Source organism: Shinella sp. WSC3-e, assembly GCF_945994535.1.
In the GTDB taxonomy this organism is placed as follows: domain Bacteria; phylum Pseudomonadota; class Alphaproteobacteria; order Rhizobiales; family Rhizobiaceae; genus Shinella; species Shinella yambaruensis.
The window spans coordinates 986411-1008375 of sequence record NZ_OZ000530.1 but is presented as its reverse complement, the minus strand read 5'-3'; the positions used below and the strand labels follow the sequence as shown (position 1 = coordinate 1008375).

Here is a 21965-nt window from a genome sequence, read left to right as displayed (position 1 = left end):
TCCGCCAACCCCGCACCGGGGCCCGACGAGAACTTACATATCCGGCGCATCCCTCTCCTCCTACGGCACTTCCCCTGAAGGGATCAGGTCGCCGTCAGGATTGCGGCTGCGCCGAGGAGCTCAATCTACATGGCAGAGAAAATGCTTATCGATGCGTCTCACGCTGAAGAGACGCGCGTCGTTGTCGTCCGCGGAAACCGCATAGAAGAATTCGACTTCGAGTCCCAATACAAGAAACAGATCCGCGGCAATATCTACCTCGCCAAGGTCACACGCGTCGAACCGTCGCTCCAGGCGGCCTTCGTCGATTATGGCGGCAACCGCCACGGCTTCCTGGCCTTCGCCGAAATCCACCCGGATTATTACCAGATCCCGCTGGCCGACCGCCAGGCGCTGCTGAGGGCCGAGGCCGAAGAGCACCGCCGCGACGACGATATCGAGCCGGTCGAGACCGCATCCGACCTTTCCGACAACACGGACGCTACCGAAATCGAGGCCGTCGAAACCCCGGCTGCCGACGAAGAGGTGCCCGTCGCCGCCACGGAGGCCGAGCCGGAAGTTGCCGAAGCCGCTGCCGCCCTTGCGGAAGAGGCGCCGGCCGAAAAGCCGAAGAAGCCGCGCCGCCCGCGCAAGGCCAAGGCGAAGGCCGAGGACGCGCCGGTTGCCGAAGAGACCGCCGCCCCCACCGAAAGCAGCGACGACGAGACGCCCGGCGGCGCGATGGCCATGGCCGTCGATACCGACGAGATCTCCGAGCCCGCCGAGCGTTCGCGCGGCCGCCGTCGCCGCGATGACGACGACGATGACGACGATCATCACGGCGAGGAGAAGGAAGTCATCGAATCCGTCGGCGCGGAAGACGCGATGGAAGAGGTTCCGGACCGCGTCGTGCGCAAGCCGCGCAAGCAGTACCGCATCCAGGAAGTCATCAAGCGCCGCCAGATCCTGCTCGTGCAGGTCGCCAAGGAAGAGCGCGGCAACAAGGGCGCGGCGCTGACCACCTATCTCTCGCTCGCTGGCCGCTACTCCGTCCTGATGCCGAACACGGCGCGCGGCGGCGGCATTTCCCGCAAGATCACCAACCTGCAGGACCGCAAGCGCCTGAAGGAGATCGCCCGCGACCTCGAGGTTCCGCAGGGCATGGGCGTCATCCTGCGCACCGCCGGCGCGAACCGCACCCGCGTCGAGGTCAAGCGCGACTTCGAATACCTGATGCGCCTGTGGGAGAACGTGCGCACGCTGACGCTCGCCTCGACGGCGCCGTGCCTCGTCTACGAGGAAGGCTCGCTCATCAAGCGCTCGATCCGCGACCTCTACAACAAGGACATCAGCGAGATCATCGTCGCCGGCGAGGAAGGCTATCGCGAGGCGAAGGCCTTCATGAAGATGCTGATGCCGAGCCATGCGAAGGTCGTGCAGCCCTATCGCGACGTGCATCCGATCTTCTCGCGCTCGGGCATCGAGGCCCAGCTCGACCGCATGCTGCAGCCGCAGGTGACGCTGAAGTCCGGCGGCTACATCATCATCAACCAGACCGAGGCGCTTGTCTCGATCGACGTCAACTCCGGCCGTTCGACGCGCGAGCATTCCATCGAGGAGACCGCGCTCCAGACGAACCTCGAAGCTGCCGAGGAAGTGGCACGCCAGCTGCGCCTGCGCGACCTTGCCGGCCTCGTCGTCATCGACTTCATCGACATGGAGGAGAAGCGCAATAACCGCGCCGTCGAGAAGCGCCTGAAGGATCATCTCAAGAACGACCGCGCGCGCATCCAGGTCGGCCGCATCTCGCATTTCGGCCTTCTGGAAATGTCGCGCCAGCGCATCCGCGCCTCGGTTCTCGAATCCACCATGCAGACCTGCCCGCACTGCAACGGCACGGGCCATGTGCGCTCGCAGTCGTCGGTCGCGTTGCACGTCCTGCGCGGCATCGAGGAATATCTGCTCAAGAACACGACGCACAACATCACCGTGCGCACCACGCCCGACATCGCGCTCTACCTGCTCAACCACAAGCGCGGCACGATCATCGACTATGAAGGCCGCTTCGGCGTCGTCATCATCATCGAGGCCGATGCCCATGTCGGCGCGCAGCACTTTGCGATCGATCGTGGCGAGCCGGTCGAGAACCCGGTCAAGATCGACCAGATCCTGCATTTCGAACCCGAGCCGGAAGACGACGACGACGTCGTGATCGATGAGGAGATCGACGAGGAAGAGGAAGAAGCGCGTCCCGCCGGGGCCGCGCAGGCTTCGTCCGCCTCCGACGAGAACGGCCGCAACAAGCGCAAGCGCCGCCGCCGCCGGCGGGGCCGGGGCCGCGAGAATGGCGACGGCACGGACACCGCCTCCTTCGGCGGCGAGCAGGCCGGCGATGAAGATGTGCTCGACGACGACGATGCCGAGGGCGAAGAGGCTGCCGACGCGCCCCAGGCGCAGGCCGACGATGCCTCCGACCAGCGCCGCAAGCGCCGCCGCCGCGGCAAGCGCGGCGGCCGCCGCAACCGTCCCGAGGACGGCTCGCTCGAAGCCGGCGCCGAAGACGCGGAAGAGGCCGATGGCGATGCGGACGACGCCGAAGAGGTGACGACCACCGAGGTCGAGGTCGCTGAGGTGGAGGTCGCCGGGACGGCTGCCCCCGCCGAGGAAGCGCCGGTCGAAGCCGTTGCCGAAGAGGCGCCGGCCAAGCCGAAGCGCGCCCGCCGCAGCCGCGCCAAGGCCGTAGAAGAGGCGGCGACCGACGAGGCCGCCCGCAGCGAGGTGGAGGCCCAGCCGGCCGCCACGACGGTTGCCGAGGACGCCGCACCGGTGGAACCGGAGGTCGAGACCGCCTCTGCCGACCTCGAAGAGCCGGCGAAACCCGCCCGCGCCAATCGCGACCTTTCCAAGATCGCCTCCGAGCCGGTGGTGAAATCTTCGACGAAGAAGGAAGCGGCACCGGAAGAAGAGCCGGAAAAGCCCAAGAAGGGCGGCTGGTGGCAGCGCCGCGGCTTCTTCTAGTCGCTTCACTGCAATTCCCGACGCAAGGCGGCTTCGCGCTTTGCCGGAATTGCTTGGGAAACCACCCTCTTTCAAGACTGGAAAGGCCCGGCATCGTCCGGGCCTTATTCTTGCGCGCGGGAATCGGGTGGTTCCCGCCACTGCCTTCTGCGACATGCAGCTCCGCATGAAACCAGCAAGGGAGAAATCCATGCCCCGTCTCGACAACAAGACCGCCATCGTCACCGGCGCCAGTTCCGGCATCGGCCGCGCCGCCGCGCTTCTCTTCGCCCGGCAGGGCGCCAGGCTCGTGCTCTCCGCCCGCAGACGCGCACAGCTTGAGGAAATCGCCGGCGAGATCCGTGCCGCGGGTGGCGCCGCCATCGCGGTGCCGGGCGATGTGAGCGAGGAGGCCCATCACCAGGCGCTGGTCGAAGCGGCGCAGGCCGAATTCGGCGGCCTCGACATCGCCTTCAACAATGCCGGCACGACAGGCCCGGTCGGTCCCCTCACCGCCCTTTCGCTTGCCGAATGGCAGGATGTCGTCGCCGTCAACCTGACCAGCGGCTTCCTTGCCGCCAGGTACCAGCTGCCGGCGCTGGAGGCGCGGGGCGGCGGCAGCCTCGTCTTCACCTCGACCTTCGTCGGCTACACGGCGGGTTTTCCGGGGCTTGCCGCCTATGCCGCCTCGAAATCCGGCCTTGTCGGCCTGGTGCAGGTGCTCGCCTCGGAATATGGGCCGAAGGGCATCCGCGTGAATGCGCTGCTGCCGGGCGCGACGGACACGCCGATGGGGCGGACGGTTGCAAACACGCCGGAAGCCCGCGACTTCATCGCCGGCCTCAATGCCTTCAAGCGCATCGCCGCGCCGGAGGAGGTCGCCGCGGCCGCGCTCTTCCTGTGCTCGGATGCCTCCAGCTTCACAACCGGCACGGCGATGCTCGTCGACGGCGGCGTGTCGATCAACCGGGTCTGAGGCTCACAAGGAGAATCAGGACCTTGCGGGATTGAATCCGCTTCCCGCCACAAGTGCCTGAAACGGTATCATTTTCCCCGTTTCAGGCGAGCCAGCGCGCGAGGCGGTCGACCGCCTCGCTCATCTCCTCGAAGGAGCCGGCATAGGAGAAGCGCATCGTATGATGCCCGTCCTGCGGATCGAAATCGGCGCCGGGCGTCGCCGCGACGTCGGTTTCGGCGAGCATGCGCCGGGCGAAGGCCATGCTGTCATTGGTGAAGCGGCTGACATCCACATAGGCGTAGAAGGCGCCGTCCATCGGCGAGGCGACGGCAAAGCCGATCTCCGGCAGGCGTTTCACCAGGAAATCGCGGTTCGCCCTGTAGGCGTCGCGGTAGACGTTGAGTTCCGCCTCCGCCCCGAGCGCGGCTTCCGCCGCGATCTGCGAAAGCTCCGGCGCGGAGATGTAGAGGCTCTGCGCGATGCGCTCGACCGGGCGCACCAGCGCCTCCGGCAGCACCATCCAGCCGATGCGCCAGCCGGTCATGCAATAGTATTTCGAGAAGGAGTTGATGATTATCGCCTCCTCGCCGAATTCCAGCGCCGTCGCCTCCTCGCCGACGAAGGTGAGGCCGTGATAGATCTCATCCGAGATGAAGGCGATGCCGTTGTCCCGGCAATAGGCGGAAAGCGCGGTAAGGTTGGCGCGGCCGGTCACCGTGCCGGTCGGATTGGCGGGGCTGGCAAGCAGCACGCCGTCGATGCGTCCATGGGCGGCAGCGGCCGCTTCCAGCGCTGCCGGCGTCAGCGTGAAACCGTTCTCCGCGTTCACCTCGATCTCCACCGTCTCGATGCCGAGCGCGGCGAGGATATTGCGATAGGCGGGGTAGCCGGGCCGTGCGATGGCGACGCGGTCGCCGGCATCGAACAGCGCCAGGAAGGCGAGGTTGAAGCCGGCCGACGAGCCCGTCGTGACGGCGATTCGGCCCGGATCGACGGAAACGCCGTGATGGCGCCGGTAAAAACCGGAGATGGCGCGGCGCAGCGAAAGCAGGCCGAGCGCATCCGTATAGCCGATCCGGCCGACATCGAGCGCGCGGCGGGCTGCGTCTCGCGCCGCCTCCGGGGCGGGATGCACGGGCTGGCCGACGGCCATGGAAATCACCGGACGGCCGGCGGCACGGCGCTTCGTCGCCTCGGCCAGCACATCCATGGCATGAAAGGGTTCGACGGCGCCGCGGCGGGAGAGTTTCATGGGACTGCCTTCCGGTTCTTCGGGTCGCGTCTTCCTGCCGCAAGATGCCCGTCTTCACAATCCCGCGAAGGCCGAAAATCCGCCGCTTTTACCCTATCGTTTGCCCCTGCTCGACCATAAGGTCGTTGAAAGCGCCGCGGCCCGCATTGACGTGCAGGGCCGCCAATGGCACTTCTCCGGCGCATCATGACGAGGACAGGAAAGACATGACATTCAAGACGAAGCTCGCGGCCACCGTAGCCCTTGCCCTTTCGGTCGCAGCCCCCCTGCCCGCCCTTGCCCTCGACGATGCACAGAAGAAGGAAATCGGCGACTTCATCAAGGAATACCTCGTCGAGAACCCGGAGATCCTGCTCGACGTACAGGAAGCCCTGCAGAAGAAGCAGGAGGCGCAGCAGCAGGCGAAGGCCCAGGGCGCCATCACCGACAACGAAAAGGCGATCTTCTCCTCCCCCTACGACATCGCGCTCGGCAACCCGAAGGGCGACGTCACCATCGTCGAGTTCTTCGATTACAATTGCGGCTACTGCAAGCGCGCCCTCTCCGACATGGACGAGATCCTGGAGGAGGACAAGAACGTCCGCTTCGTGCTGAAGGAGCTGCCGATCCTCGGCCCCGATTCGCTTGCCGCCCATAAGGTCAGTGCCGCCGTGCGCGACCTCGCGCCGGAAAAATACGGCGAATTCCACCGCGCGCTGCTGGGCAACGAGGGCCGTGCAACGGAAGAAAGCGCGATCGCTCTTGCCGCGACGATGGGCCTTGCCGAGGCTGATGTCCGCAAGACAATGGCCGACAAGCCGCATGACGACGCCGTGCGCGAAGCCTATTCGCTGGCCAACGAGCTCGGCATCACCGGCACGCCCTCCTACGTGCTCGGGCAGGAGATGGTGTTCGGTGCGGTCGGTGCGGGCGACCTGCGTGAAAAGATCGCCAATGTCCGGGCCTGCGGCAAGGCGACCTGCTGACCGCCATCTTCCTGCCATGCCGCTCGTGTTCAGCCGGCGCTGCTTGTGGACATCGCCCCGTTCGACCGGCAAAGCCCCTGCCCTTGGGGCTTTCCCTGTGGAAACCGCCGGTCTATAGGTAATTGTCTATCCAGCATGCGGAATTGCGAATGGCATCCACTCTTTTCGTGCTCAACGGCCCCAACCTGAACGCCCTCGGCAAACGTGAACCCGGCATCTATGGCGGGCACACGCTTGCGGATATCGCGGCGCTCTGCCAGGCCGAGGGCGAGAAGCTGGGCTTTGCCGTCGACTTCCGCCAGTCCAACCATGAAGGCGACCTGGTCGACTGGATCCACGAGGCCGGCGATACCGCCGCCGGCGTCGCCATCAATGCCGGTGCCTACACCCACACCTCGATCGCCCTGCACGACGCCATCCGCGCCGTCAGCATCCCGGTGGTCGAACTGCACCTTTCCAATGTGCATGCCCGCGAAGAATTCCGCCACACGTCGATGATCGCGCCCGCCGTCAAGGGCGTCATCTGCGGTTTCGGCGCGCACAGCTACGTCCTCGCGCTTCACGCGCTTTCGTCCATCACGAAATAAGAAAAACAAGAGGCTCTTCCATGTCTGACAAGAAAAACGGCATCGATCAGGCGCTGATCCGCGATCTCGCCAACATCCTCAACGAGACGGATCTCACCGAAATCGAAGTGGAGCAGGACGATCTGCGCATCCGCGTCTCGCGCGCCGGCACGCCGCAATTCGTCCAGGCGCCCATCGCCGCCCCGGCCCCTGCCTTCGCCGCGCCTGCCGTCGCCGCGGTCGCCGCCGCTCCGATCGCCGATGCGCGCAGCAACAAGAACGCCGTCACGGCCCCGATGGTCGGCACGGCCTATCTCTCGCCCGCCCCGGGCGCCCGTCCCTTCATCGAGGTCGGCGCGAGCGTCAAGGAAGGCCAGACCATCCTCATCATCGAAGCCATGAAGACGATGAACCAGATCCCGGCGCCGCGCTCCGGCAAGGTCACCGAAATCCTCGTCTCGGATGCAAGCCCGGTCGAATACGGCGAACCGCTGATCGTCATCGAATAAGGCGGCCCCCATGATCTCCAAAGTCCTCATTGCCAACCGCGGCGAAATCGCCCTTCGGGTCCTTCGGGCCTGCAAGGAGCTTGGCATCGCCACGGTCGCCGTGCATTCGACGGCGGATGCCGACGCCATGCATGTGCGCCTCGCCGACGAGAGCGTGTGCATCGGCCCGCCCCCGTCGCGCGAGAGCTACCTGAACATCCACCAGATCGTCGCGGCCTGCGAGATCACCGGCGCCGACGCCGTGCATCCGGGCTACGGCTTCCTGTCGGAAAACGCCAAGTTCGCGGAAATCCTCGACGCGCACGGCATCACCTTCATCGGCCCGACGGCGGAGCACATCCGCATCATGGGCGACAAGATCACCGCCAAGCAGACGGCGCAGGAACTCGGCATCCCGGTCGTTCCCGGCTCCGACGGCGAGGTCAAGCCGGAGAACGCGCTGGAAGTCGCCCGCAAGATCGGCTTTCCCGTGCTCATCAAGGCCACCGCCGGCGGCGGCGGCCGCGGCATGAAGGTCGCCAGATCCGAGGCGGATCTTGACGAAGCCGTCTCCACGGCCCGCTCCGAAGCGCTCGCCGCCTTCGGCAACGACGCCGTCTACATGGAAAAGTATCTCGGCAAGCCGCGCCATATCGAAATCCAGGTCGTCGGCGACGGCATGGGCAATGCCGTGCATCTCGGCGAGCGCGACTGCTCGCTGCAGCGCCGCCACCAGAAGGTCTGGGAAGAGGCCAACTCCCCCGCCCTCAATGTCGAGCAGCGCATGAAGATCGGTCAGGTCTGCGCCGACGCCATGAAGAAGCTGAAATACCGCGGCGCCGGCACGATCGAGTTCCTCTACGAGAACGGCGAGTTCTATTTCATCGAGATGAACACCCGCCTGCAGGTGGAGCATCCGATCACCGAGGCCATCACCGGCATCGACCTCGTGCACGAGCAGATCCGCGTCGCCTCCGGCACCGGCCTGTCGGTGACCCAGGAAGACATCGTCTTTTCCGGCCATGCCATCGAGTGCCGCATCAATGCGGAGGACCCGCGCACCTTCGTTCCCTCCCCGGGCACGATCACGCATTTCCACGCGCCGGGCGGCCTTGGCGTGCGCGTCGATTCGGGCGCCTATCAGGGCTATAAAATCCCGCCCTACTACGACAGCCTGATCGGCAAGCTCATCGTGCACGGCCGCACCCGCGTCGAATGCATGATGCGCCTGCGCCGCGTGCTGGACGAGTTCGTCATCGACGGCATCAAGACGACGCTGCCGCTCTTCCAGGACCTGATCGGTAACCAGGACATCGCCAACGGCGACTACGACATCCACTGGCTGGAAAATTATCTGGCCAGCAAAACCGACGCCTGAGGGGCGTCGGTCATGGCAGGGCGACGCAGCCGGCACCCGGAAATCACCCCGGACCTGCTTCTGCGCGCCTATTCCATCGGGCTCTTCCCGATGGCCGATTCGGCCGACGACCCGGAACTGTTCTGGGTCGAGCCGGACATGCGGGGGGTCATCCCGCTCGATGAGTTCCACGTCTCGCGCAGCCTCGCCAAGACGATCCGCAAGAAGCCCTTCGACATCCGCTTCGACACCGCCTTCGACGCCGTGCTCGCGTCATGCGCGGCGGCCGCGCCCGATCGACCTTCCACCTGGATCAACGCCAAGATCAAGTCGCTCTACGGCACCCTGCACCGCATGGGCCACGCCCATTCGGTCGAAGCGTGGGAGGGGGAAAACCTCGTCGGCGGCCTCTACGGCGTCTCGCTCGGTGCCGCCTTCTTCGGTGAGAGCATGTTCTCGCGGCGCACGGATGCGTCGAAGGTCTGTCTCGTCCACCTCGTCGAACGGTTGAAGGCGCGCGGCTTCCGGCTGCTCGACACGCAGTTCACCACGGAGCACCTGAAGACGTTCGGCGCGATCGACGTGCCGAAGATCGAGTACGAGGACATGCTGGCGAACGCCTTGGCCTCGCCGCATCTGCCGTTTTGAACGGAGAGGTGGCGCTGCGGATCGTGGATCCTCGGGTCAAGCCCGAGGATGACGCAAGAAGGAAAGTCAGCGACAAAGCAGTCCCCCGTATGCCGCACCGCTCGATGCCGCATCGTTGCGGTACTGCATCCCGAACCGTTCGATGGGAGGAAGCCGTCTCCTTCCCTCCGTCATCCTCGGGCTTGACCCGAGGATCCACAGCCGCAGACGCAACGTTCGTGGAAAGCGCCTTACTGCGCCTTCGCTTCGGAGTCTTCCGGCGGCGGCACGTCGGACTTTGCCTTGCACTCGGTCAGCCACACGTCATAGACGGGGTGCTCGACGGCGTTGAGGCCGGGGCTGTCGGCGAACATCCAGCCGGTGAAGATGCGGCGGATCTTGCGGTCGAGCGTGATCTCGTCGACCTCGACGAAGGAGGTCACCTTCTGCGCCTCGGTGTCGTCGCGGCTGTAGCAGACCTTCGGGGTCACCTGGAGCGCGCCGAACTGCACGGTCTCGCCGAGATAGACGTCGAAATTGGTGATGCGGCCGGTGATCTTGTCAATGCCGGAGAAAACGGCGACCGGGTTCTCGATGCGGGCGGCCTCGGCGGCCACCGGCATCAGCCCAGCGGCCACGGCAAGCGCGGCGACAAGGAACCGCCGTCCGGCGTTTGCCGAGAAAAACCCTGATGTCATGAATGCCGTCTCCTGCGAACCGCTCCGGCCCGCGCCGGTCGCTTGGAGTTAGAGTGCCTTGGCTTCTCCTCGAAAAACCAAAGCACTCTAACTCTTTGTTTTAACGCAATTCCGGGCGCAAAACCGCTTCGCGACTTCTGCTGGAATTGCTCTAGCGGCGAAATGTGGCCAAATCGGTATCAGTTGCCCGGCGTCCAGGCATCGTAATCGCCCGTCACGCGCGGACGTTCGCCGGCGGCGGCGAGCGAGCCCGGCGGACGGTAGGCCTGGGCGGTGCCGGTCGGGTTCTGGCGGTGCGGCTTTTCCCACTCGCGGGCCTGGTACGTCTCGTCGGCCGGGGAAACGTCGGTGCGGTGATGCATCCAGCCATGCCAGCCCGCGGGAATGGCCGAGGCCTCGGCGTAACCGTTATAGATCACCCAGCGGCGCGTGCGGCCTTCGGAATCCTTGCCGCCCTGGTAATAGACATTGCCGAATTCGTCCTGGCCGACCCGGGTGCCGAAGCGCCAGGTGTGGAAGCGGGTGCCGATCGTCTGACCGTTCCACCAGGTGAAGATCTGCTTGAGAAGGTTCATGGGCTGGCGTCCTTGGCAGGGCCGTGCCGGAAGCGCGGCCCGAGACTGTTGGGCCGCCCGCGGAAAGCGGGCGATCTTTCCTCCGCTTATGGCGCGAGAGCACCGGAATGTCCAGCGATTCCCGCCCCTTCGCCCACGGCTTTTCGCCGCGGGTCAGCCACCGAGCGGCTTCTCGTAGACATCCAATGGCATGCCGGAGATCGCGTCCGCCGTATGCCGCGCCTCGCCCACCTTGGCAAAGCCGTGCGCCTGGTAGAAGGCGACCGCCGCCTCGTTGCGCGGATCGACCTCCAGGAGCATGGTGCTGGCATCGGGAAAGCAGGTCTCGAGCTCGGCGAACATGTCGCGGCCGATACCCTGGCGCTGGTAGCGCGGCAGCACGTAGAGCTGGTGCAGGAACGCCGCCTTCGGCCGATCCTTCGTCATGGCCGCATACCCCATGCCGGCAAGCTCCCTACCGTTGTCGGCGACGACGAACTCGCTGTCCTTGCGCTCCAGCCGGGCCTTCAGCGCCGGCACGGCATGCCAGCGCGCAGTGATCTCGCTCACCTTGTCGGCGCCGTAAAGCGCGTCATAGGTGGCATGCCACGTCTCGGCCAGAAGCGCGCTGACCTTCGCCAGATCGCGCTCGGAGGCCGTGCGGACGAAGAACATGGAAAATTCCTTTGTTTTGAAGCGATTCCGGACGGAAAACCGCTTCACACTTTTCCTGGAATCGCTTCAGTCCTCGATGCCGAGCTTGGCCTTGACGAGGGCCTGCACCGCCTGCGGGTTGGCCTTGCCGCCCGTCGCCTTCATCACCTGGCCGACGAACCAGCCGGCAAGCGTGGGCTTGGCCTTCACCTTCTCGACCTGGTCCGGGTTGGCGGCGATGATCTCGTCGACGGCCTTCTCGATGGCGCCGGTATCCGTCACCTGCTTCAGGCCACGCGTCTCGACGATCTCGGCCGGGTTGCCGCCCTCGTTCCAGACGATCTCGAAGAGGTCCTTGGCGATCTTGCCGGAAATCGTGCCGTCCTTGATGAGATCGATGATCTGCCCAAGCTGGGCGGGTGAAACCGGAGTCTCTTCAATGGCTTTGCCGGCTTTGTTCAAGGCGCCCAGCAGGTCGTTGATGACCCAGTTGGCGGCGATCTTGCCGTCGCGGCCGGCGGCCACGGCCTCGTAATAATCGGCGATCGCCTTTTCCGAGACGAGCACCGAGGCGTCGTAGACGGACAGGCCGAGATCCTTGACGAAGCGGATCTTCTTGTCGTCGGGCAGTTCCGGCAGGCCGGCGAGCAGCTTGCCGACGAACTCGTTGTCGAATTCCAGCGGCAGGAGGTCCGGATCGGGGAAATAGCGGTAGTCGTGCGCGTCTTCCTTCGAGCGCATGGAGCGCGTCTCGCCCTTGCCCGGGTCGAACAGACGGGTTTCCTGGTCGATGGTGCCGCCGTCCTCCAGAATGCCGATCTGGCGGCGGGCTTCATATTCGATCGCCTGGCCGATGAAGCGGATGGAGTTGACGTTCTTGATCTCGCAGCGCGTGCCGAAAGGCTCGCCCGGACGGCGCACGGAGACGTTGACGTCGGCGCGCATGGAGCCTTCGTCCATGTTGCCGTCGCAGGTGCCGAGATAGCGCACGATGGAACGCAGCTTCGTCATGTAAGCCTTGGCCTCGTCCGACGAGCGCATGTCCGGCTTGGAGACGATCTCCATCAGCGCGACGCCCGAACGGTTGAGGTCGACATAGGACATGGTCGGATGCTGGTCGTGCATCGATTTGCCGGCATCCTGCTCCAGGTGCAGGCGCTCGATGCCGATCTCGATATCCTCGAAATTGCCCTGGCGGTCGGGCCCGAGCGAGATCGTGATCTTGCCCTCGCCGACGATCGGGTCCTTGAACTGGGAGATCTGGTAGCCCTGCGGCAGGTCCGGATAGAAGTAGTTCTTGCGGTCGAAGATCGAGCGGTGGTTGATCTCGGCCTTCAGGCCGAGGCCGGTGCGCACGGCCTGCTTGACGCATTCCTCGTTGATGACCGGCAGCATGCCCGGCATGGCGGCATCGACGAGCGAGACGTTGGCGTTCGGCGCCTTGCCGAATTCGGTGGAGGCGCCGGAGAACAGCTTGGAATTGGAGAGGACCTGGGCGTGCACCTCCATGCCGATGATGACCTCCCAGTCGCCGGTGGCGCCGGGGATCAAGCGTTTCGGATCGGGGGTACGGACGTCGACGATGGTCATGGGATGCTCTTTGCGAAAGCCTCGGATTTGCCTGCCTCGGTAGAACATATGGCCGGCCGGTGCAAGGCTTTGCCGCATATCCGGCCCCTCTTCCCCCGGGCGCCGGTTGACAGGCAGGACGATTCGTAACTATTATTGTTACATGAAAAGAAACAGCCGCCTTTCCGCCGTGCTTCACGCCCTCATGCACATGGCCGAGCGCGAGGCGCCGATGACCTCGGACGACCTTGCGCTCTGCCTCGACACCAACGCCGTCGTCGTCCGGCGCACCATGGCCGGCCTTCGCGAGGCCGGCATCGTGCAGTCCGGCCGCGGCCATGGCGGCGGCTGGCATTTTGCCCGGCCGCTCGCCGACATCTCGCTGCTCGACATCTACAACGCGCTCGGCGAGCCGATCGTCTTCCAGATCGGCCCGGCGACGGAGATGCCGGGCTGCGTTGTCGAGCAATCCGTCAACCGGGTGATCGGCGAGGCGCTGAAGGATGCCGAGGCGATCCTGATGGCGCGCTTCGCCGGCACGACGCTGGCAGACCTCGCCGCCGATTTCCGGGTGGCGGCGAAACGCTGCCGGGCCGATACCGGCTAAGCGGGAACGCCCTCCCGATACCCTGCATCGAACGACCGAGACCTCTCGGGTGCGCGATGCCGCACGTTCCAAAGAAAGGATGAACCATGACCGAAGATGCCATCATCATCGGCGGGGGCTTTGCCGGCCTCTCCGCCGCCCTGCAGCTCGCCCGCGCCCGCCGCCGCATCACCATTCTCGACACCGGCGAGCCGCGCAACCGCTTCGCCGCCCATTCGCACGGCTTCCTCGCCCAGGACGGCCGGCCGGGCCGCGACATCCTCGCCGATGCCCGCCGGCAGCTTGCCGCCTACGGGACCGTCACCTTCCGCGACGTGCCGGCCGAGCGGCTGGAGGGCGAGAAGGACGCCTTCTCCGTCGTCGCCGGCGACGGCGGGCGGATCGAGGCGCGCCGCGTGCTGCTTGCCACCGGCTTCGAGGACCAGTTGCCGGCGATCCCCGGCCTTGCCGAACGGTGGGGCAAGACGGTGCTGCATTGCCCCTATTGCCATGGCTACGAGGTTGGCGGCGGCCCGGTCGGCGTCCTGGCGCGCACGGCCGAGGCGGCGCGCTTTGCGGCGGTGGTCGCCGACTGGGGCAATGTCACGCTCTTCACCAACATGGCGCCGGAACCGGACGATGCGGCCCTTGCGGTGCTTGCCGAACGCAATGTGAAGCTCCGGCCGGGCCGCGTCACCGCCATCGCCGACGGGCCGGACGGCATGCTGTCCGTCGAGACGGGGCCGGGCATCCCGACCCTGGTCAAGGCGCTCTTCGTGATGCCGGAGGCACGGGTGCGGAGCGCCATTCCGGCCGAGCGCGGCCTGACGCTGAAGGAAACGCCGATCGGCAACATCCTCCACACCGACGACACCGGCCAGACCTCGCTGCCCGGCCTCTATGCGGCCGGCGACATCGCGCTCGGGCCGGCGAACATCTCGCTTGCCGCGGCCAACGGAGTGAAGACCGCCGTCTTCCTGCATCATTCCCTGATCTGGCCGGCACATTGACCTTTGCGGATGCCCCGGCTATTCCGGGGCATCCGCAAATGGAGTTTTGATGTCCAACTCGTCTGAGACCCGCTGAGGACCCTGCCCGCTAAGCTTGCGCGCAGGGTCTGGAAAAACGATGAACCCCGCCACTCCCGGGTGGCGGAACGTTTTTTCGCGTTCATCCGAACGCCGGACGGATTCTCAAGACAATGGACATTTCGCGCGCCGAACAGCGCATTCTCCACCTGCTCGCCCAGGGCGGCAGGATCGACATCGAAAAAGACGACAACCGGAAGATCATGACGGTCGTCTGCATCACGCGGGACGGCTGGCGGGCAAACGGCCTCGACATCGACCTCTTCCGCAAGCTGAAACGCCGGCGGTGCATCGCCTCCTCCGGCGGCAGGCCGTACCGCATCACGCAGCGCGGCCTGGAGCTGGTACGTTCCCAGCAGGACAACCAGTGAACCGGCGGGAGGCGCGGCGAAAGCCCGCCTCCCCTCAGAACCCGCCCGGCCCGTAGCCGACCGGCGCGTCCGCGACGAGCTGCCGGCGCAGGCCGACTGATTCGACGTCGCGGTCGAGCCGTTCCGAATAGTCGATGGACAGCCAGTTCACGCTATAGCCGTGCTTCTGGAAGAAGCCGACGGCCACCGTGTTGCGGGCATGCGTCTGCAGGCGCGCCGCCTCGAAGCCCGCCGCGACGATCTCCGCCTCCATGGCGGCGAGCAAGGCAGCGCCGAGCCCCTTCTTCTGCTGCGGCGGGTCGATCCAGAGGTCGCTGATCTCGTCGTCCAGCGCCTCGCGCGACGCCCATCCCGCCGGCCAGCCCTCGACTTCGGCGACGCTCACCCGCAGCCAGTGGCGGGCGAGGAACTGCTGGAAGGCATTGCGGGCATAGTCGCGCCGCACCTGGAGGTCGGCGACCCCGACGACGGCCTGTTCCCAGGCCCGGACGCCGATTTCGACGAGAGCCGGAACATCGTCCTCACGGGCATTGCGAACGGCGATCATGCGGGCAGTCCTTTCCGCTGCCATGAAAGCACTGCCGGAAAGACTTGGCGAGGGAGGCGCACGGCTATCCACGGAGATGATGGGGAGAAAGGGGCGAATGCCGGCACAAACGGAACCGCCCGGCCTTCCGGCCGGGCGATCCCCTACTTGTCGCGGAGCTGCACGAGGTCGTTCATCAGGCCCGCCGTCCCGTTGTGGATGGTCAGGCGCTCGACCTTGCCGGCGATGGCCTCCAGCGCCTCCAGCTCCTTCAGCCGCAGCATGACCGGGTTCTCCGCCATCACCTTCGCCGTGTTGAGGAGCGAACGGGTGGCGTTCGTTTCCTCGCGGCGGCGGATGACGTTGGCCTCGGCCTGCTTTTCCGCAGCGACGACCTGGTTGAGGATGTCGCGCATCTCGCCCGGCAGGATCACGTCCTTGAGCTCGATGGCCGAGACCTCGACCCCGATCGCCGCCATGTCGGCGCGGACCTTCTCGGCCGCCTCCGCATGGACCGTCACCTTGCGTTCGAGGATCTGGTCGAGCGTCAGCGTGCCGAGCGTCTGGCGGAAGGCGAACTGCAGCGCCCGGTAGAGGGCATCCGCGAAGTCCTTGACCTCCGACACGGCCTTCAGCGGCTCGACGACGCGGTATTCGGCAGCGATGTTTACCCGGATCGTGACCTTGTCGCGGGTGAGCAGCTCCTGACCGGTGACGTCGAGCGACTGGCGCTTGAGGTCGACCACGCGCACCTGGATCGTCCGGCCGACGTTCCAGAAGGCGTGGAGACCCGGCTCCAGCATGCGCTGGTGCGTCCCGTCGACGGTCAGCAGGCCGACCTGCCCGTCATTGACCATGAAGGCCGTGACGAGTTCCAGGCGGCGCGCCCGCGTCAGCCGGCGCATCAGCTCCGGATCGACATCGAGCCCGCCGGCAAGATCGACGCGCGTTTCGGTCCACGGGCCTGCCGCGTTCCAGACCGTAAGCTTCTGGTTCGGCGCAAGAACCGCGTGGAGCTCGCCGTCGCGCTCGACGACGGCCACCTCGCGGGCGTTCGTGCGAAAGACCGTCAGCTCGCGCTGCGCGACCTCCGGGAGCCTGTCGAACAGCGGCTTCTCGTAGGCCGAGACGAAGGCCGGCCGGTTCACGTCGTGACGCTCCAGCTCCAGCATGCCGCGGCGGTTCGGCAGGATGTGTTCGCCCGCGCCGAAAATGCCGAGGATCTCTCCCCTGTAGAGGGCGAGCACCCGTTCGTTTGCCTTCACGAGGACGCGCTTGCGCCCCCGGATCCTATCGAGAAATATCGTCATCGTTCTGCTCCTTCGGTCATACGCTACGTCATGAACCGATCGTCCTTTCGTCGTTGGTTTCGATTGGCATCGGCGGCGGGATGCCGCGAACCAAAGCAGGCTTCGCTTCCCTTGCCAGTTCCCGAGGAAACCCGGATCGCCCGGGGAACCTGCGGGCGGGGTATCTTTCAACAGGCATGATCCGGGAACCGGCTGACGGCCACCGGCGGCGGGTTTTCGGGAGAGGATCGCGCGGCCCTTCGGCGGGCGCGGGCGCCACAGCGCCCTTGCCGGCCGGAAGGCGGCTTGACCATCACCGCGAACCGGACCGCAGACGTCCGGCGTCGGGCTTTCCGCACGTGCGCCTTTCGGCCCGCTTGCGGTCCGCCGTCCGCAGTCCGGTCCCCGGACCGGATGTAAGACAGCTTGGAAGGCTGTTTGGAGAAGGATTCGAACCTTCCACAGTCAGAGTAACAGTCTGATGCTCTACCACTGAGCTATCCAATGGAGCAGACAACGGGAATCGAACCCGCGACCTCCGGAGGAATGTCCGGTGCTCTGCCACTGAGCTAGGTCCGCAATACCAGTCTTCTCGGTGCGGCATCCGTACACGACGACGGCAGGGCCGCCGCGCGCGGGAGGAGCGGAAAAACTCCATCCGTTGACATCCGCACCGGCTGAACGACCGGGAGGGCGCGTTTATTCTCGACTTCGGGAAGGATCAAGCGAAAAAGGCGCAGGCGCGCCTGTCGTAACGGCAGGTGTTGCCGTTACGACACGATCGGGCGATCGAAACCGTGAGCCCGCGGCTGCGGATGAGGGAGCTGAAAGCCCCTTACCACCACCTGGCCGGCGTGAAGCGGCCGGCTGCCTTTTCGATGACATGCGCGGTCTTGAAGAGGACGTCCTCCTCGAAGGGCTTGCCGATGAGCTGGAGGCTGAGGGGCAGGCCCTTGTGGTCGAGACCGGCGGGCACGGAAAGGCCCGGCAGGCCCGCCATGTTCACCGTGACGGTGAAGATGTCCTGCAGGTACATCTTGACGGGATCGGATGCGAGCTCCTCGTCGGCGATGCCGAAGGCGGAGGACGGCGTCGCGGGGGTCAGGATCGCATCGACGCCGGCATTGAAGGCGAGCTCGAAGTCGCGCTTGATCAGCGTGCGGACCTTCTGCGCCTGGAGGTAGTAGGCGTCGTAGTAGCCGGCCGACAGCACGTAGGTGCCGATCATGATACGGCGCTTGACCTCCTGGCCGAAGCCGGCCGCGCGGGTCTTCTCGTACATGTCGACGATGTCCTTGCCGTCGACGCGCAGGCCGTAGCGCACGCCGTCATAGCGGGCAAGGTTCGACGAGGCCTCGGCGGGCGCCACGATGTAATAGGCCGGCAGCGCGTATTTCGTGTGCGGCAGGGAAATGTCGACGACCTCGGCGCCGGCCTCCTTCAGCCAGGCGATGCCCTGCTGCCAGAGCGCCTCGATCTCCTCCGGCATGCCTTCGACGCGGTATTCGCGCGGAATGCCGATGCGCATGCCCTTCAGCGACTGGCCGAGCGCGGCTTCGTAATCCGGCACCGGCAGGTCGACCGAGGTGGTGTCCTTGGCATCGACGCTCGCCATGGACGTCAGCAGGATCGCCGCATCGCGCACGTCGCGGGCGATGGGGCCGGCCTGGTCGAGCGAGGAGGCGAAGGCGACGATGCCCCAGCGCGAGCAGCGGCCATAGGTCGGCTTGATGCCGACGGTGCCGGTGAAGGCGGCGGGCTGGCGGATGGAGCCGCCGGTATCCGTCGCCGTCGCGCCGGCGCACAGGAACGCGGCGACGGCCGCCGCCGAGCCACCGGACGAGCCGCCCGGCACCAGGTCGGCATTGGAGTCCTTCGCCCGCCACGGGTTCTTGACCGCGCCGTAATAGGAGCTCTCGTTGGAGGAGCCCATGGCGAACTCGTCCATGTTCAATTTGCCGAGCATGACGGCGCCGTCGTTCCAGAGGTTCTGGGTGACGGTCGATTCGTATCTGGGCTTGAAGCCGTCGAGGATGTGGCTGCAGGCCTGGGTGTGCACGCCCTCGGTGGCGAACAGGTCCTTGATGCCGAGCGGGATGCCCTCCAGCGCGCCGGCCTTGCCGGCGGCGATGCGGGTGTCGGAGGCCTTCGCCATGTCGCGCGCCTTTTCCGGCGTCACGGCGACATAGGCGTTGATCGTCGGGTTCGCCGCCTCGATCGCGCCGAGATAGGCATCCGTCAGCTCGACGGCGGTGATCTCCTTGGCGCCGAGCTTTTCGCGGGCTTCGGCAATGGTCAGGCGGGTCAGATCGGTCATGGGTGCGGTCACTTCGGGTCAGGCAGCGCGAAGCTGCTTTTGATAGAATATGGAATAGGGTGAATCCGGGTAGTCGAGCACGGGGCCGCAGCGGGTAAAGCCCGCCTTCTCGTAAATCGCCCAGGCGGCCGGATGGCGGTCGCCGGTTTCGAGCACGAGCGTTTCCAGCCCTTCCCGTTCGGCGGCGGCCTGGATCTCACCAAGGATGCGCCGGCCGATGCCCTGCCCCTGCCAGTCCGGCCGGGTGAACATGCGCTTCACCTCGCCCACCGTCGCGGAATGGCGCTTCAGCGCGCCGCAGCCGACGACGGTCCCCTCGTCGCGGGCGATCCAGACCGTCACGGTCGGCTCGGCCATCTGCTCGACGGTCAGGTGGTAGCAGGCCTCCGGCGGCGAGAGCGCGAGCAGGACGGTGTTCAGCTCCGCGACCAGCGCGCGAACCTCTTCGTCAAGCGGGCTCTCGATGGCGAGGGTGACGGCCAAGGACTACTCCACCACCTTCGGAACCTGGAAGAAGTTGCGCTCGGAGGCCGGCGCATTGGCGACGATGGCATCCGCCTTGTTGCCGTCGTTGACGATGTCCTGGCGCTTCTTCATTTCCATCGGCGTGACGGAGGTCATCGGCTCGACGCCGTCGACATCGACTTCGGACAGTTGCTCGACAAAGCCGAGGATGCCGTTCAGCTCGCCGGTCATGCGGTTTGCCTCTTCCTCGCTGACGGCGATGCGGGCAAGGCGCGCGACGCGCTTCACGGTGGCTAGATCTACGGACATGGGTGGTCTCCGCTCAGAAATTTCTACCCGCTATACTGACCAAGCCCAAGGGGCGCAACGGGGGAATGGCCGCATTTGCCGACAAGTCCCCCGCCTGCCTGCCGGCATGCGCGTCGCAAAGCATGGAATCAGACGGGCATCCTGCCCCTCACCCTAGCCCTCTTCCCGCCAAGCGGGGAAAGGGAACGGCCCATGCGAACGGGCATTGGTCGGAAAGAGCGCGCTACAGGTCTCCTTCGCCCCGCTTGCGGGGAGAAGGTGGTCGGCAGGCCGGATGAGCGGCCGCCCCTCAGCGCGAGACCACGCTGCCGACGCCCGGCACCTCGATCTTCGCCGAAGCACCGTCCATAGCCTTGACGAAAAGATCGGCCGTCGGCGCCAGCAGGCCGAAGGAACCGTAGTGGCAGGGGATGACCGTGTCGAACGTGAAGAAGCGCTGGCAGGCGAGCGCCGCGACGGCACCGCCCATGGTGAAGCGGTCGCCGATCGGCACGAGGCCGATTTCCGGCTGGTGCAGCTCGTTGATCAGCGCCATGTCGGAGAAGATGTCGGTGTCGCCCATGTGATAGAGCGTCGGCTCGTCCTCGAAATGCAGGACGAGGCCGTTGGCATTGCCGAGCGAATGGGAGACGCCGTCCTCGGTGATCTGCGCGGAGGAATGCAGCGCATTGACGAAGGTGGTCGAGAAACCATCGAACTGCACGGTGCCGCCGGTATTGCCCATGTCGACCTTTTCCACGCCCTTGGCGCCGAGCCAGGCGGCAAGGTCCGCATTGGCGAGCACGGTCGCGCCGGTCTCCTTCGCGATCTTGATCGTATCGCCGACATGGTCGCCGTGACCGTGGGTCAGCAGGATATGGGTAAGGCCCGCCACCGCGTCCTTGCGGGTCGCCTCGTCGAAGGCGGGATTGCCGGTGAAGAACGGGTCTATCAGGATCCTGGCTTTCGCCGTTTCGATCCGGAAGGCGGAGTGGCCGAGCCAGGTGATTTTCATGCTTGTTCTCCCGTTGGGGTCCTTGGCGCAATATAGAACCGGAGAAGGCCGTTTCCATCCATCGCCGGATCGTTATAAGCGTGGCCTTGAAGATGGAGCAACATGCAAGGAGCCGCCATGAGCGACGACGACTATATCTATGACGAAGCGACCGGCGAATGGCGGCCGGCATCCGAAATCGCCGCGGAGAAGGCGGCGCAGAACCAGGTGCGCGATGCCAGCGGCACCGTGCTTGCCGATGGCGATTCGGTCGTGCTCATCAAGGACCTGAAGGTGAAGGGCGCCGGCCAGACGCTGAAGCAGGGCACGGTGATCAAGTCGATCCGCCTCACCGACAATCCGGAGGAGATCGACTGCCGGCATGAAGCCATCAAGGGCCTGGTCCTGCGCACGGAATTCGTACGCAAGCGCTGAGAGGGGCCTTCATGGCAACGCTGACACTGGAAGAACTGGCCGCAACGCTCGCGCCCGGCCAGCCGATCGCCGGCCTCGACCTCGGCACGAAGACCATCGGGCTTTCGGTCTCCGATCTCGGCCGGCGGCTGGCGACGCCGCGTCCGGTGCTGAAACGCGTGAAGTTCACCCGGGACGCCGAGGTGCTGCTGGCCTTCGCGGCCCAGGAGAAGGTCGCCGCCTTCGTCATCGGCCTGCCGATGAACATGGACGGCAGCGCCGGGCCGCGCGTCCAGGCGACACGCGCCTTCGTGCGCTCCATGGCCGAGAAGACCGACATTCCCTTCGTCTTCTGGGACGAGCGGCTGTCGACGGTGGCGGCGGAGCGCACGCTGATCGAGATGGACGTGTCGCGCAGGAAGCGGGCCGAACGCATCGATTCGGCCGCCGCCTCCTTCATCCTTCAGGGCGCGCTGGACAGGCTCTCGTCGCTGGCAAGGGCGGCGGGCGCGGACTGACGGCGGGCCTGCCACCAGGCGGCAATCTTCCCGCGGCGCCGGAAGGCGATGATGCCGAGCACGAGGAAGCTGTCGACGATGATGGCGCGCAGCACCAGCGGCGGCAGGTCCTCCGGCGGGATACCGAGGATATGGCCGTAGATCTGGAACACCAGGTCATGCGCATCGCGCGTCAGCATGAAGAAGCCGAAGCTCATGTCGTAATAGGAAAGCCCGTACCAGCTGCCGAGCAGCGCGATGGGGCCGGCCCAGAGAATCAGGAACCACTTCATGCCGCCCTCCTCTTCGGTGCGAGAAGGTCGCCGGCCGCAAAGACGATCTCGCTGACCGCCACGCCCGCGGCGATGACGAGAAGCGGAACGACGATATCCACCGCCGCAAAACAAAACAGGGTCGTCATGACCGAAATCCGGGCCGTTCTGGCCATAGGCTGCACTCGCTCACA

Annotated in this window: 26 protein-coding genes and 1 tRNA gene; 13 read left to right on the top strand and 14 right to left on the bottom strand. The window is 65.9% G+C overall.

The window, feature by feature from the left end:
- Window positions 1–129: 129 nt before the first annotated feature.
- The gene (locus AABF56_RS05075) at window positions 130–2997 is read left to right on the top strand and encodes an Rne/Rng family ribonuclease (RefSeq protein ID WP_272805135.1); all 2868 of its coding nucleotides are present in this window, start codon (window positions 130–132) and stop codon (window positions 2995–2997) included.
- Window positions 2998–3187: 190 nt separating this feature from the next.
- Window positions 3188–3952, top strand: coding sequence for an SDR family oxidoreductase (locus AABF56_RS05070; RefSeq protein WP_272805134.1), 765 nt, complete (start codon window positions 3188–3190; stop codon window positions 3950–3952).
- 82 nt (window positions 3953–4034) lie between these two features.
- On the opposite strand, the gene AABF56_RS05065 is transcribed toward AABF56_RS05070, so the two are convergent.
- Window positions 4035–5186, bottom strand: a complete 1152-nt coding sequence (locus AABF56_RS05065; RefSeq protein WP_272805133.1) for a pyridoxal phosphate-dependent aminotransferase — start codon at window positions 5184–5186, stop codon at window positions 4035–4037.
- On the opposite strand from AABF56_RS05065, the gene AABF56_RS05060 reads away from it, so the two are divergent.
- The 6 genes from AABF56_RS05060 to aat all read left to right on the top strand — a co-directional run bounded on the left by AABF56_RS05060 (window position 5185) and on the right by aat (window position 9210).
- A complete protein-coding gene (locus tag AABF56_RS05060) occupies window positions 5185–5376 on the top strand; it encodes a hypothetical protein (protein WP_272805132.1) in 192 nt (63 codons plus the stop codon). The genes AABF56_RS05065 and AABF56_RS05060 overlap by 2 nt on opposite strands.
- Window positions 5377–5392: 16 nt before the next feature.
- The gene (locus AABF56_RS05055; protein WP_244765777.1) at window positions 5393–6151 is read left to right on the top strand and encodes a DsbA family protein; all 759 of its coding nucleotides are present in this window, start codon (window positions 5393–5395) and stop codon (window positions 6149–6151) included.
- Between the two features lie 149 nt (window positions 6152–6300).
- The gene (aroQ, locus tag AABF56_RS05050) at window positions 6301–6738 is read left to right on the top strand and encodes a type II 3-dehydroquinate dehydratase (protein ID WP_272805131.1); all 438 of its coding nucleotides are present in this window, start codon (window positions 6301–6303) and stop codon (window positions 6736–6738) included.
- Window positions 6739–6758: 20 nt separating this feature from the next.
- Window positions 6759–7226, top strand: a complete 468-nt coding sequence (gene accB, locus AABF56_RS05045; RefSeq protein ID WP_244765779.1) for an acetyl-CoA carboxylase biotin carboxyl carrier protein — start codon at window positions 6759–6761, stop codon at window positions 7224–7226.
- A 10-nt stretch (window positions 7227–7236) separates the two neighbouring features.
- A complete protein-coding gene (accC, locus tag AABF56_RS05040) occupies window positions 7237–8583 on the top strand; it encodes an acetyl-CoA carboxylase biotin carboxylase subunit (protein WP_272805130.1) in 1347 nt (448 codons plus the stop codon).
- Window positions 8584–8595: 12 nt separating this feature from the next.
- Entirely contained in the window at window positions 8596–9210 is a 615-nt protein-coding gene (aat, locus tag AABF56_RS05035) for a leucyl/phenylalanyl-tRNA--protein transferase (RefSeq protein WP_272805129.1), read from the top strand.
- A gap of 230 nt (window positions 9211–9440) precedes the next feature.
- On the opposite strand, the gene AABF56_RS05030 is transcribed toward aat, so the two are convergent.
- The 4 genes from AABF56_RS05030 to gatB form a co-directional block, all read right to left on the bottom strand.
- A complete protein-coding gene (locus tag AABF56_RS05030; protein ID WP_272805128.1) occupies window positions 9441–9887 on the bottom strand; it encodes a DUF2155 domain-containing protein in 447 nt (148 codons plus the stop codon).
- Window positions 9888–10066: 179 nt separating this feature from the next.
- A complete protein-coding gene (locus tag AABF56_RS05025; protein WP_064329820.1) occupies window positions 10067–10462 on the bottom strand; it encodes an NADH:ubiquinone oxidoreductase subunit NDUFA12 in 396 nt (131 codons plus the stop codon).
- 153 nt (window positions 10463–10615) lie between these two features.
- On the bottom strand, window positions 10616–11116 hold the full coding sequence (locus tag AABF56_RS05020; RefSeq protein ID WP_272805127.1) for a GNAT family N-acetyltransferase: 501 nt from the start codon (window positions 11114–11116) through the stop codon (window positions 10616–10618).
- 66 nt (window positions 11117–11182) lie between these two features.
- Entirely contained in the window at window positions 11183–12685 is a 1503-nt protein-coding gene (gene gatB / locus AABF56_RS05015) for an Asp-tRNA(Asn)/Glu-tRNA(Gln) amidotransferase subunit GatB (RefSeq protein ID WP_272805126.1), read from the bottom strand.
- Between the two features lie 142 nt (window positions 12686–12827).
- On the opposite strand from gatB, the gene AABF56_RS05010 reads away from it, so the two are divergent.
- The 3 genes from AABF56_RS05010 to AABF56_RS05000 all read left to right on the top strand — a co-directional run bounded on the left by AABF56_RS05010 (window position 12828) and on the right by AABF56_RS05000 (window position 14709).
- Entirely contained in the window at window positions 12828–13271 is a 444-nt protein-coding gene (locus AABF56_RS05010) for an Rrf2 family transcriptional regulator (protein ID WP_064329819.1), read from the top strand.
- A gap of 86 nt (window positions 13272–13357) precedes the next feature.
- Window positions 13358–14260, top strand: coding sequence for an NAD(P)/FAD-dependent oxidoreductase (locus AABF56_RS05005; protein WP_272805125.1), 903 nt, complete (start codon window positions 13358–13360; stop codon window positions 14258–14260).
- Window positions 14261–14451: 191 nt separating this feature from the next.
- Complete coding sequence (locus AABF56_RS05000; protein WP_272805124.1) at window positions 14452–14709, top strand: YjhX family toxin; 258 nt, start codon at window positions 14452–14454, stop codon at window positions 14707–14709.
- Window positions 14710–14743: 34 nt separating this feature from the next.
- On the opposite strand, the gene AABF56_RS04995 is transcribed toward AABF56_RS05000, so the two are convergent.
- The 7 genes from AABF56_RS04995 to AABF56_RS04965 form a co-directional block, all read right to left on the bottom strand.
- Window positions 14744–15256: a GNAT family N-acetyltransferase gene (locus AABF56_RS04995; RefSeq protein ID WP_272805123.1), complete on the bottom strand. Its 513-nt coding sequence runs from the start codon at window positions 15254–15256 to the stop codon at window positions 14744–14746.
- Window positions 15257–15399: 143 nt separating this feature from the next.
- Window positions 15400–16545 carry a slipin family protein gene (locus AABF56_RS04990; RefSeq protein WP_272805122.1) on the bottom strand — a complete coding sequence of 382 codons (1146 nt, stop codon included), beginning with the start codon at window positions 16543–16545 and terminating at the stop codon, window positions 15400–15402.
- Between the two features lie 484 nt (window positions 16546–17029).
- Window positions 17030–17103 (bottom strand) — tRNA-OTHER (locus tag AABF56_RS04985).
- Between the two features lie 256 nt (window positions 17104–17359).
- Complete coding sequence (gene gatA / locus AABF56_RS04980; protein WP_272805121.1) at window positions 17360–18841, bottom strand: Asp-tRNA(Asn)/Glu-tRNA(Gln) amidotransferase subunit GatA; 1482 nt, start codon at window positions 18839–18841, stop codon at window positions 17360–17362.
- An 18-nt stretch (window positions 18842–18859) separates the two neighbouring features.
- Window positions 18860–19324, bottom strand: coding sequence for a GNAT family N-acetyltransferase (locus AABF56_RS04975; RefSeq protein ID WP_272805120.1), 465 nt, complete (start codon window positions 19322–19324; stop codon window positions 18860–18862).
- Between the two features lie 3 nt (window positions 19325–19327).
- Window positions 19328–19615, bottom strand: a complete 288-nt coding sequence (gene gatC, locus AABF56_RS04970) for an Asp-tRNA(Asn)/Glu-tRNA(Gln) amidotransferase subunit GatC (protein WP_272805119.1) — start codon at window positions 19613–19615, stop codon at window positions 19328–19330.
- A gap of 289 nt (window positions 19616–19904) precedes the next feature.
- On the bottom strand, window positions 19905–20609 hold the full coding sequence (locus AABF56_RS04965) for a metal-dependent hydrolase (RefSeq protein ID WP_272805118.1): 705 nt from the start codon (window positions 20607–20609) through the stop codon (window positions 19905–19907).
- Window positions 20610–20726: 117 nt separating this feature from the next.
- On the opposite strand from AABF56_RS04965, the gene AABF56_RS04960 reads away from it, so the two are divergent.
- Both AABF56_RS04960 and ruvX read left to right on the top strand, forming a co-directional pair.
- Entirely contained in the window at window positions 20727–21023 is a 297-nt protein-coding gene (locus tag AABF56_RS04960) for an alkylphosphonate utilization protein (RefSeq protein WP_272805117.1), read from the top strand.
- 11 nt (window positions 21024–21034) lie between these two features.
- Entirely contained in the window at window positions 21035–21520 is a 486-nt protein-coding gene (gene ruvX, locus AABF56_RS04955) for a Holliday junction resolvase RuvX (protein WP_272805116.1), read from the top strand.
- On the opposite strand, the gene AABF56_RS04950 is transcribed toward ruvX, so the two are convergent.
- Together AABF56_RS04950 and AABF56_RS04945 are read right to left on the bottom strand one after the other, a co-directional pair.
- A complete protein-coding gene (locus AABF56_RS04950; protein ID WP_272805115.1) occupies window positions 21466–21792 on the bottom strand; it encodes a DUF6105 family protein in 327 nt (108 codons plus the stop codon). The genes ruvX and AABF56_RS04950 overlap by 55 nt on opposite strands.
- Entirely contained in the window at window positions 21789–21920 is a 132-nt protein-coding gene (locus AABF56_RS04945) for a hypothetical protein (protein ID WP_272805114.1), read from the bottom strand. Before AABF56_RS04945 ends, AABF56_RS04950 begins: the two co-directional genes overlap by 4 nt.
- Window positions 21921–21965 lie beyond the last annotated feature (45 nt).